Origin of the sequence: Gemmiger formicilis (assembly GCF_016901605.1) — a bacterium.
GTDB classification, from domain to species: domain Bacteria; phylum Bacillota; class Clostridia; order Oscillospirales; family Ruminococcaceae; genus Gemmiger; species Gemmiger formicilis_B.
This window is the reverse complement of record NZ_JACJKP010000107.1, coordinates 1-10,863: the sequence shown is the minus strand read 5'-3', so window position 1 is coordinate 10,863 and position 10,863 is coordinate 1. Positions and strand designations below refer to the sequence as shown.

Here is a 10,863-nt window from a genome sequence, read left to right as displayed (position 1 = left end):
CGGCTTTTGCAAACAGCTTACCCAGTGTTTTGCTCAGCTGGGTGCTTTTCAGGTGCGGGGTCTGACCGCGGGCTACCAGTATTATATCATACCCGCCGATATTTTGCGAGAGGTGTTCGCTCAAAGCGGCGCGCATTACACGACGGGCGCGGTTGCGCTGGATGGCATGGCCCACCTTTTTGGTGGCAGTAAGCCCAATGCGGGTATAGCCCACGCGGTTTTTTGCCACGTACAGCACCACATGGGGGTGCACGTAGCTTTTGCCGCGGCCGTACACGCGGTTATACTGCCAGTTTTTATTCAAAGTGCGGTAACGCATGGGCAAAACTCCAAAAAACGCAAAAAATCATAATCCGTCGCCGTCGGCGGACATGCGCCGAAGATGGCGGCACATCGAAAACGCCAGTTTTGAAAAAAGGGCTGCTGATCGATCATCAGCAACCCTTTACTTCATCATTTTCCAAAGATCAGACCGTCAGGCTCTTGCGGCCCTTGGCACGGCGACGAGCCAGAACTTTGCGGCCGTTCTTGGTGGCCATGCGCTGCAGGAAACCATGCACGCGGCTGCGCTGACGCTTCTTGGGCTGGAAAGTACGCTTCATTTTTCATTCCTCCTGTTGAATTCCCGGTATGGGCGGTTTGTTTCAGGGCTTTGCCCATACAGGGGCAGCCTTGCAGTCTTAGATTATACGCGATAACGCCACCCTTTGTCAATAGTTTTGCACAGTTTTTTTCGCAAGAACGTACAGTTGTGGCCCCCAAAATCCATACCCACCATATTTAGTGTCCGGGTGGTGAACCGCCCCGGATAAAAAATTTCCCTACTTTATTATAATAGGGTGTTGTTTTGAACCTTGTTTTGTGGTATACTGTATGTAGTGTTTTTGCGCCCTTGTGGAAAGGGCGCGATTTTTAACAGGAAGTGGGGAGTATCGAAAGCCATGGATTCCATCAACGACGTATTGGACGCGGCGAAAGCCTATTGCCGTGAACATACTGCCGAGGCAACCTATCAATACTACATCAGCGACATCAAAGCCGTCAGCTTTGAGAACTCCAACACCATCACGCTGGAGATCCGCAATGCCTTCATTCTGGGCATTGTATCGGACCGGTACACGGCGATGTTGAAAGACGCCTTCAAATCGGTGCTGGGTTTTGATGTTGATCTTGTGTTCGTCACCCCGAAAAAAGAGGAAGAACCCGAAAAACCCAAGCTGGACGAAAAAACGCTGCCCAGCGGCCGGTATGATTTCACCTTCGAGAACTTCATCAAAGGCCCGTCCAACCAGTTTGCCTACGCGGCAGCCCAGGCGGTAGCGGCCAATCCTTCGGGGGCGTATAACCCGCTGTTCATTTACGGACCGTCGGGTCTGGGCAAAACGCACCTGCTCAACGCCATCCAGGTGGAAATCAAAAAGAACCATCCGGATTTCAACATCGTCTATGTGGACTGTGAAATGTTCACCAACGAGATCATCACGGCGGTCAAGACGGCCACCACGGAACAGTTCCGGCAGAAGTACCGGCAGGCGGACGTGCTGCTCATCGACGATATCCAGTTCCTGGCGGGCAAGGAAAGTACCCAGGAAGAATTTTTCCATACTTTCAACACCCTGCACAACGACGGCCGGCAGATCGTCATCGCGTCGGACCGTCCCGCCAAGGAAATCAAGAGTCTGGAAGAGCGTCTGCGCACCCGGTTTGAGTGGGGCCTGACCGCCGACATCCAGCCGCCGGATTTCGAGACCCGCGTGGCCATCGTCAAGCGCAAGGCGGAACTGTTGAACCTGGACCTGCCCGATGACGTGGCGGAATACATCGCCAATCATCTGAAGCAGAACATCCGTCAGCTGGAAGGCGCGGTGAAAAAGCTCAACGCCTACTATATGCTGGAAGGCATCGCCCCCTGCATCGGGGTGACCACCACCGCCATCAAGGATACCCTGAACGACAGCCAGCCCATCCCGGTGACCATCGAGAAGATCCTCAACGAGGTGGCGCGCACCTACAATGTAATGCCGGCGGATATCCGGGGCAAAAAGCGCAACGCCAACGTCAGCGCGGCCCGACAGATGACCATGTATATCATCCGGGAAGTGACCGGCATGAGCATGGAAGCCATCGGTCAGGAATTCCAGCGCGACCATTCCACGGTGGTGTATTCCATCAAAACCATGGCCGAGAACATCACCAAGGACCAGCACCTGAAAGAAATGTGCAGCGATATTATGAAGAATGTAAGAACCTAACCTACTTTCTTGAAAGAAAGTAGGCAAAGAACTTTCACCTTTTTATCCCAGGAATGGGGCTGCCCCTTTTCTGCTTCGGACTTCCCGGAAATTTCAGAAGTTTCCCATTGTTGGGATGACCCTTACTTTTCTATAAAAATCGAACCTCGTTCGATTTTGGTTGGAATTTCTTTGGTTCTTTCTTTGTAAAGAAAGAACCTCCGCGCCCGAAAGTTATCCACAAAGTTTTCCCTTTTCAACAGGCGGTTTTCAAGAACTGCGGTGAAAAACTTGTGTTTTCAAGGTTTTCAACCGTTTTCTACACAATCGGTTGAGAAAAACTCCACGGCCGTTTTCCGCGCCGCTATCAACATTCCCGGACTTTTCCACGGTTTTAACACCCCCTACTACTACTACGAGAATAGTTAATAGTTTCTGCTTCCAAAACACGATTCAGCTTCGGGTTTTCTCCCCAAAATAGTGCCGAATCTGTGGAAAACAAAACGGAAGCGACTTCATCACCTTACAAAAGCCGGGTCTTTCAGCTAAACAAAGACCGAGAAAGGACCTGCCATGAAATTTGAATGCGAAAAATCCCTTTTGGCATCGGCAATCGAAGGCGTTTCCCGCGCCATTACCAACCGTTCCGCGATTCCGGTGCTGGAAGGCATCTACCTGAAAGCCGAAGGTTTCAACCTGACGCTCACCGGCTACGATATGGAAATGGGCATCACCACCACCATCGAGTGCAACGTTCTGGTACCGGGTGAAACGGTACTGGAGGCGAAACTGCTCCTTTCCATGGTCAGCCGTATGCCCGCCGGCGATGTGCGCATCGAACTGACCGACGAAGGCCAGGCTATCATCAGCGGCGGCGTGGCGGAATTTGAGATCCCCGCGCTGAACGCTTCCGATTATCCCAGCCTGCCGGTGACCGGTGCCGACAACACCATGACCATCCCCACCAGCATGATGCGGGAACTGATCGAAAAAACCATCTACGCCGTCAGCCAGGACGACAAGAAACCCGCCCACACCGGCGAACTGTTCGTCATTGAGCCGGGCAGCCTGACCATTGTGGCACTGGACGGCTACCGGCTGGCCATCATCCAGCGGGATGTGGAGTGCACCCGCGACATCCGCATCATTATTCCCGCCAAAACCCTGCAGGAACTGCTCAAGATCATGGGCGGACCGGATGACCCCGTCAAGATCGACGCCAACCGCCGGTACGTGGTGTTCACCACCAACGGCTACACCATCATGAGCCGCCTGATCGAGGGCGACTTCCTCAATTACGAGAGCGTGATCCCCAAGGACAAGCGCACCCGGGTCACGGTGGACTGCAAAACCTTCATCAATACCATTGAGCGCGCTTCCCTCATTATTACCGAACGGCTGAAGAACCCCCTGCGCATCACTTTTGGCGAGGACAAGGTCACGGTGCGCTGCCAGACCCCTCTGGGCAAGGTAGTGGACGAGTTCGCCCCGGTAGAAATGACCGGCGACCCCGTGGAGATCGGTTTCAATAACCGGTACCTGCTGGACGCCATGCGCTATTCCAAGTGCGAGCGAATGGTGCTGGAGATCAACGGCCCCCTGAGCCCCGTGAAGATCCTGCCCGAGGACGGCAAGGACTTCATTTATCTGGTACTGCCGGTCCGTTTCAAGAACGAGGGCTGATGTTATGGAGAAAATTCGTATTCATACCGAATTCATCAAGCTGGACGCCCTTTTGAAATTTGCCGGCCTGTGCGAAACGGGCGGCGAAGCCAAGGAACTGATCCAGGGCGGCGCCGTCAAGGTCAATGGCGAGGTATGCACCATGCGGGGCAAGAAATGCCGCGCCGGTGACACCGTGGAACTGGACGGCCGCACCGTACAGATCGCGGAGGGTGCGTGATGCGGTTAACGCATCTGGAACTGACCGATCACCGCAACATTGCCCACGCGGTGCTGGACCCTGACCCCCACCTGACGGTGCTGTGCGGGCCCAACGGCCAGGGCAAGACCAACCTGCTGGAAGCGGTCTGGCTGCTGACCGGCGGCAAAAGTTTCCGGGGCGCCAAGGATGCCGAGCTGATCCGCCGCGGGTGTGAATTTTCGGTGCTGGAAGGTGCTTTTGAGACCGACGGCGCCGAAAAGACCATCCGGCTGACGGTGGGTGCCAAAGGCAGCCAGCGCCCGGGCCGCACCGCCAAACTGAACGGGGTGGACCAGGGTCGGGCCGCCGCTTTGGCGGGCAATTTTCAGGCGGTGGTGTTTGAGCCGGACCTGCTGGCGTTGGTCAAAGGCGGGCCGGAAGGACGGCGCCGGTTTCTGGACTCGGCGCTGTGCCAGGTGTTCCGGCCCTATCTGGTGGCCCTGCGGCGGTATATGCGGCTGGTGGCCCAGAAAAATGCCCTCTTAAAAAGTTACGATATTACGCCAAACGGCGCCCTGCTGCTGGATGCATACAACGAGCAGCTGGCCCAATACGGCGGGCAGATCATGGCCCACCGGCAAAAATTTGTAGATGCCCTGGCCCCTGCGGCGGCAAAGAACTATGCCGAAATTTCCCATGGGGCCGAGGGGTTTTCTTTGCGGTACCAGTGCTGCGCCGAAACCCCCACCGTGGAAGCCCTGGCCGAGAAGCTGGCGGCGGTGCGCGGCAGCGAACTGCGGGCAGGGTTCTGCCTGACCGGTCCCCACCGGGAAGACCTGGACCTGCAGCTGGACGGCCAGCCCGCCCGCATTTATGGCAGCCAGGGCCAGCAGCGCAGCTGTGTGCTGGCCATGAAACTGGCGGAAGCCACCGTGGTGGGCGAGTTTTTCGGCGAGCACCCGGTGCTTTTGCTGGACGATGTGCTCAGCGAACTGGACGATGACCGGCAGACCTACCTGCTCACCCGCATGGGGGAACACCAGACCATCGTGACCACCTGCGATACCGCCGCTTTTGCGCGCACCAACGGCAAAATTGTCTATGTCAAAGGTGGGCAGGCTTCGGAAAGCCCCATCGATTAGTGTTTCTTCGGTTCCTTTTTTGCAAAAAAGGAACAAAAGGAGGCCACCATGTACTTTCATGCCGGGCAGGACTTTGTGCTGAACACCCGGGACGTGCTGGGGGTGTTCGATCTGGACACCGCAGGGGCGTCCCGCCGCACCGAGGAATATTTCCATACCGCCGAATCGGAGGGCGCCGTGGTAGACCTGTGCGCCATGGGCACCTTGCCCAAAAGCTTTATTGTCACCGATTTCCCCGACGAAACGGTGTATCTGAGTCCCCTCTCCCCCGCCGCGCTGAAAAAACGCGCCGAAAAGGCAGAGTGGTGACCCGCTCCGGGGCATTGGCCCGGAAGGCAACCCTTTTTCCATTGCAATTTTCTTTCATTTTAGAATAGATTCCAACCCCTCATCCAAACAGGAGGCAATCACTTCATGGCAGACGAAATCATCACCGAATCCAACCGCGAGACGGCCACCGACCATGCCTATGGCGGCGCGCAGATCCAGGTTCTGGAAGGTCTGGAGGCTGTGCGCAAGCGCCCGGGCATGTATATCGGTTCCACCGGTCCCTCGGGCCTGCACCACCTGGTGTACGAGATCGTAGACAACTCCATCGACGAAGCCCTGGCCGGGTACTGCACCCATATCGAAGTTACCATCAAGCCGGGCAACATCATCGAAGTATCGGACAACGGCCGCGGCATTCCCGTGGACATCCAGCCCAAGCTGGGCATTCCGGCCGTCACCGTCGTATACACCGTGCTCCACGCCGGCGGCAAGTTCGGCGGCGAGGATTCCGGCTACAAGGTGGCCGGCGGCCTGCACGGCGTAGGCGCTTCGGTGGTAAACGCCCTGTCCGAATGGCTGGTGGTCCGGGTACGCCGGGACGGCGCCGAGTATGAGCAGAGCTTCAAGCGGGGCAAGCCGGACGGCGATTTGAAAAAAATCGGTCCCGCAGCTTCCACCGGCACCACCGTCACCTTCAAGCCGGACCCGGAGATGTTCCAGGAAACCACCCTCTACCGCTACGAAACGCTGCTCAAGCGTCTGCGGGAGGAAGCCTTCCTGAACGCCGGTGTGCGCATCACCCTCAGTGATGAGCGCCCCGACAGCGACCGTCCCAGCGACGAGCAGGGCGCCGACAACGACGCCCGCACCGAAACCATGTGCTACGAGGGCGGTATCCGTTCCTTTGTCAGCTACCTGTGCGAGCGCCGGGACCTGACTCCCCTGACCCCCCAGGTCATGTATATGAAGGGCGAGGGCCAGGGCGCCGTGGCGGAAGTGGCCCTGCAATACTACGACAACAGCTACAACGAGCTGATGCTCAGCTTTGCCAATAACGTCCATACGCCGGAAGGCGGCACCCATGAGGAGGGCTTCAAGCTGGCCCTGACCCGTGTGCTGAACGAGTACGGCCGCGCCAAGGGCATCCTGAAGGACAAGGACGAGAACCTGTCCGGCCCGGACGCCCGGGAAGGCATCATTGCGGTCATCAGCGTCAAACTGCAGGAAGCCCAGTTCGAGGGCCAGACCAAAGCCAAGCTGGGCAACACCTTTATCAAGGGCCTGGTCAGCAACGTGGTCTACAAGGCCCTGAGCGAGTATTTTGAGGAGAACCCCGCCGCCGCCAAGGCCATTCTGGAAAAGGCCACCCAGGCGGCCCGTGCCCGCGCCGCGGCCAAAAAGGCCCGGGAACTGGTGCGCCGCAAGAGCGCCCTGGAATCCAACCGGATGCCCGGCAAGCTGGCCGACTGCCACGAAAAAGACCCCAGCAAGACCGAACTGTTCATTGTGGAGGGTGACTCTGCAGGTGGTTCCGCCAAGATGGGCCGGGATTCCAACATCCAGGCCATCCTGCCCTTGTGGGGCAAGATGCTCAACGTGGAGAAGGCCCGCGCCGACCGCATCTATGGCAACGACAAACTGATGCCGGTGGTCACGGCCCTGGGCACCGGTATCGGGGACGAATTTGATATTTCCAAGGTACGGTACCATAAGATCTTTATCATGGCCGATGCCGACGTGGACGGCTCCCACATCTGTACCCTGATGCTGACCTTCTTCTTCCGCTATATGCGGCCGCTGATCGAGCACGGGTATGTGTATGTGGCCCAGCCGCCGCTGTTCAAGCTGCAAAAAGGCCAGACCGTCAAATATGCCTACAACGACGACGAAATGAAGGTGCTTTCGGCCGAGATGCCGGGCGCCAAGGTGAGCCGCTACAAAGGCTTGGGCGAAATGAACCCCGACCAGCTGTGGGAGACCACCATGAACCCCGATAACCGGGTCATCGTCCAGATCAAGATCGAGGACGCCGAACGGGCCGACGAGGCTTTCAGCATCCTGATGGGCGAGCAGGTGGAACCCCGCCGCCAGTTCATCGTCAAGAACGCCAAGTTTGCCAACCTCGACGTGTGAAAAATCAACGGGGGCACGTTTGGAGTTTCTTCGGTTCCTTCTTTGCAAAGAAGGAACAAAGAAAAACACTTTGCAGCACAGAACATCGGCGCGACCTTTCCCTGTTCCTTTTTGAGCGACCAAAAAGGAACCGAAAAAGTCGCCGCTAGTTCCGAGGCGCGGGGCACGGCTCAAGGGGCCTGCGGGCCCCTTAAGAAACCCCGGGGCTCCGATGTGGTCGCCCGAGACTCCAACACCGTGGACCCTGAACGGTTCTGCGTGACCCCGTTCCCCACCCGTGCCTGCCGTGAGAGCTCATCCGGGCTCCCGTTCTGAAACACCGCCCGCCTTAGCGGGCGGGTCTGCCCTGCTGTTTCACGTTCTTACGTTTTATCTACTCTGATCCCAAGGTGGTACTGAATGGAAGAAAATATCATTATGGTGCCGGGGTCCGGCACCAAGGTCATTGAGCGCGATGTGAAAAAGGAGATCGAAACGGCCTTCCTGGACTATTCCATGTCGGTCATTGTCTCCCGCGCGCTGCCCGATGTGCGGGACGGCCTGAAACCCGTCCATCGCCGCATCCTCTATACCATGCATGAGCGCGGCAACGATCCCCAGCATCCCTACCGCAAATCCGCCGACACCGTGGGTGCCGTGCTGGGTTCCTACCATCCCCACGGCGACGCATCCGTATACGACGCCATGGTTCGCCTGGCCCAGGATTTCAGCCTGCGGTATCCGCTGGTAGACGGCCAGGGTAACTTTGGTTCCGTGGACGGTGACCCCCCGGCTGCCTACCGTTATACCGAGGCCCGCATGTCCAAGATCGCCTGTGAGATGCTCACCGACATCGAGAAGGACACCATTGACTGGGACCCCAACTTTGACGAAACCAAAAAAGAACCCCATGTGCTGCCCAGCCGGTTCCCCAACCTGCTGGTGAACGGCAGCCAGGGCATTGCCGTGGGCATGGCCACCAACATCCCGCCCCACAACCTGCGGGAAGTAGTGGCCGGTATGTCCGCCCTGATGGACAACCCCGACATCGACCTGGCGGGCCTGATGGAATACGTCAAAGGCCCCGACTTCCCCACCGGCGGCATCATCATGGGCCGGTCGGGCATCCGGGCGGCCTACGCCACCGGCCGCGGCAAGATCACCCTGCGCGGCCGTGCCGAGATCGTGGAGAAGAAAAACGGCCGGTATGAGATCCTGATTACCGAGATCCCCTACATGGTCAACAAGACCCGCCTCATCGAGTCCATTGCCGATCTGGTCAAGGACAAGCGCATCGAGGGTATCTCCGACCTGAACGACGAATCTTCCAGCCGTACCGGTATGAAGATCGTCATTGAAATCAAGAAGGACGCCAACCCCCAGGTGGTGCTCAACCAGCTGTACCGCTATACCCAGCTGCAGGACACCGTGGGCGTCATCATGCTGGCGCTGGACGACGGCGTGCCCAAGATCATGAGCCTGAAAACCGTCATGGAACGCTATGTGGAGTTCCAGATGGAAGTTATCCGCCGCCGCACCGCCTTTGACCTGAAGAAAGCCCAGGAACGGGAACACATTCTGGAAGGTCTGCGCAAGGCCGTGGACATCGTGGACGAGATCATCGCCACCATCCGCGCCTGCAAGGGCGGCTTTGCGGAAGCCCGTCAGGCGGTCATGGACCGGTTCGACTTTGACGAACCCCAGGCCGATGCCATCGTCAAGCTGCAGTTGGGCCGTCTGGCCGGTCTGGAAATCCTCAAGATCGAGCAGGAATTGGGCGAACTGCAGGCTGCCATTGCCGATTACAAGGATATTCTGGCCAACGACGAGCACGTGAAACGCATCGTCAAGACCGACCTGCAGACGCTGGCCGACAAGTACGGCGACGAGCGCCGCACCTCCATTGAGGCTGTTTCCGGCGAAGTGGACATCGAGGACCTGATCCCCGAGGAAACCTGCGTCTTTACCCTGACCCATGAGGGGTACATCAAGCGCACCGCGCTGGACACCTACCAGGCCCAGAACCGCGGCGGACGCGGCGTGCAGGGCATGACCCAAAAGGACGACGACTTCACCGAGGAGCTGTTCGTGGGTTCCACCCATGACTATATGCTGTTCATGACCGACCAGGGCCGTGTCTACCGCCTGAAGGGCTATCAGGTACCGGAAGGCAGCCGCACCGCCAAGGGCAGCCATATTGTGAACCTGCTGCAGCTGCAGGAGGGCGAAAAGGTGACCCTGATGCTGCAGCAGAGCGCCAAGGCGGACGAGGACAACACCTACCTGACCATGGTGACCCGTCAGGGCCTGATCAAGCGCACGCCCCTTTCTCAGTTCCGGAACATCCGCAAGGCGGGCCTCATCGCCATCGGCCTGAACGAGGGCGACGCCCTGGTATGGAGCCACCTGACCGGCGGCGACGATGAGATCATCGTGGCCACCCACGATGGTGCCGCCATCCACTTTACGGAGTCCGGCGCCCGCGCCATGGGCCGTACCGGCCACGGTGTGCGGGTCATCAAGCTGCGGGAGGGTGACTACGTCATCGGCGCCGGTGTCTGCCGCCCGGGTGCCACGGTGCTGACCATCACCGAGGACGGCAAGGGACGCCGCAGCCGCATTGACGATTACCGCATTACCAAGCGCGGCGGTCTGGGTATCCGCAACTATGCCAAGGGCGGCGTTGCGGGCATCAAGATCGTGGACGAAACCGATGACCTGATCCTGATCAGCGCCAACGGTATCCTCATCCGCATCCATGCATCGGATATCAATGTGCAGAGCCGCTACGGCAGCGGTGTGCGGGTCATGCGGCTGGCCGAGGGCGACAAGGTCGCCATGGTGGCCCGCGTGGACCGGGACAACAACGCCGAGACCGCCAAGGTGGAAGCGGATGCGTCGGAGGACGCGGAACCTACCGCCGAGGAACTGGCTGCCATTGAAGCCGCCGAACGGGCTGACGAAGCCGCAGACGTGCCGGACGACGAGTGATGCAGTCTTGCTGTTCTTTTCTTGCAAGAAAAGAACCAAAAGAACTCTAAACAAAAATCCCCGACAGGATATATCCTGTCGGGGATTTTTAATTGGAATTTCTTCGGTTCCTTCTTTGCAAAGAAGGAACGACAAGAGACTGCATCAGTCGTGGCGGATGGCTTCCAGGGCGCTGATTTTTACAGCGTTATTGGCGGGCAGAATACCCGAGATCAGGCCCACCAGGGTAGCAAACACCAGGGCCGCCAGCATC

The 10,863-nt window shown here is 58.2% G+C and carries 9 protein-coding genes; 7 read left to right on the top strand and 2 right to left on the bottom strand.

Annotated elements, in window-relative coordinates; translation table 11 throughout:
- Together rnpA and rpmH are read right to left on the bottom strand one after the other, a co-directional pair.
- Window positions 1-319: ribonuclease P protein component (gene rnpA / locus H6B10_RS09335; protein WP_204651356.1), on the bottom strand; the 319-nt coding region annotated here is incomplete at its 3' end.
- A 148-nt stretch (window positions 320-467) separates the two neighbouring features.
- The gene (rpmH, locus tag H6B10_RS09330; protein WP_204651355.1) at window positions 468-602 is read right to left on the bottom strand and encodes a 50S ribosomal protein L34; all 135 of its coding nucleotides are present in this window, start codon (window positions 600-602) and stop codon (window positions 468-470) included.
- A 339-nt stretch (window positions 603-941) separates the two neighbouring features.
- On the opposite strand from rpmH, the gene dnaA reads away from it, so the two are divergent.
- From dnaA to gyrA, 7 genes are all read left to right on the top strand, one after another.
- Window positions 942-2,252: a chromosomal replication initiator protein DnaA gene (gene dnaA / locus H6B10_RS09325; protein ID WP_204651354.1), complete on the top strand. Its 1,311-nt coding sequence runs from the start codon at window positions 942-944 to the stop codon at window positions 2,250-2,252.
- A gap of 552 nt (window positions 2,253-2,804) precedes the next feature.
- Window positions 2,805-3,914, top strand: a complete 1,110-nt coding sequence (dnaN, locus tag H6B10_RS09320; protein WP_204651353.1) for a DNA polymerase III subunit beta — start codon at window positions 2,805-2,807, stop codon at window positions 3,912-3,914.
- A gap of 4 nt (window positions 3,915-3,918) precedes the next feature.
- Window positions 3,919-4,134: an RNA-binding S4 domain-containing protein gene (locus H6B10_RS09315; protein ID WP_204651352.1), complete on the top strand. Its 216-nt coding sequence runs from the start codon at window positions 3,919-3,921 to the stop codon at window positions 4,132-4,134.
- Window positions 4,134-5,237 (top strand): DNA replication/repair protein RecF, encoded by a 1,104-nt coding sequence (gene recF / locus H6B10_RS09310; RefSeq protein WP_204651351.1) that lies wholly within the window; start codon window positions 4,134-4,136, stop codon window positions 5,235-5,237. The genes H6B10_RS09315 and recF overlap by 1 nt, the downstream gene beginning before the upstream one ends.
- A gap of 48 nt (window positions 5,238-5,285) precedes the next feature.
- On the top strand, window positions 5,286-5,546 hold the full coding sequence (gene remB / locus H6B10_RS09305) for an extracellular matrix regulator RemB (protein ID WP_204651350.1): 261 nt from the start codon (window positions 5,286-5,288) through the stop codon (window positions 5,544-5,546).
- A gap of 105 nt (window positions 5,547-5,651) precedes the next feature.
- The gene (gene gyrB, locus H6B10_RS09300; protein ID WP_207751602.1) at window positions 5,652-7,640 is read left to right on the top strand and encodes a DNA topoisomerase (ATP-hydrolyzing) subunit B; all 1,989 of its coding nucleotides are present in this window, start codon (window positions 5,652-5,654) and stop codon (window positions 7,638-7,640) included.
- A 399-nt stretch (window positions 7,641-8,039) separates the two neighbouring features.
- Window positions 8,040-10,610 carry a DNA gyrase subunit A gene (gyrA, locus tag H6B10_RS09295; protein ID WP_204651349.1) on the top strand — a complete coding sequence of 857 codons (2,571 nt, stop codon included), beginning with the start codon at window positions 8,040-8,042 and terminating at the stop codon, window positions 10,608-10,610.
- Window positions 10,611-10,863 lie beyond the last annotated feature (253 nt).

Coding starts and splice junctions, on each gene's coding strand:
- rpmH (WP_204651355.1), bottom strand. CDS start 602: ATGAAGCGTACTTTCCAGCCCAAGAAGCGTCAGCGCAGCCGCGTGCAT.
- dnaA (WP_204651354.1), top strand. CDS start 942: ATGGATTCCATCAACGACGTATTGGACGCGGCGAAAGCCTATTGCCGT.
- dnaN (WP_204651353.1), top strand. CDS start 2,805: ATGAAATTTGAATGCGAAAAATCCCTTTTGGCATCGGCAATCGAAGGC.
- H6B10_RS09315 (WP_204651352.1), top strand. CDS start 3,919: ATGGAGAAAATTCGTATTCATACCGAATTCATCAAGCTGGACGCCCTT.
- recF (WP_204651351.1), top strand. CDS start 4,134: ATGCGGTTAACGCATCTGGAACTGACCGATCACCGCAACATTGCCCAC.
- remB (WP_204651350.1), top strand. CDS start 5,286: ATGTACTTTCATGCCGGGCAGGACTTTGTGCTGAACACCCGGGACGTG.
- gyrB (WP_207751602.1), top strand. CDS start 5,652: ATGGCAGACGAAATCATCACCGAATCCAACCGCGAGACGGCCACCGAC.
- gyrA (WP_204651349.1), top strand. CDS start 8,040: ATGGAAGAAAATATCATTATGGTGCCGGGGTCCGGCACCAAGGTCATT.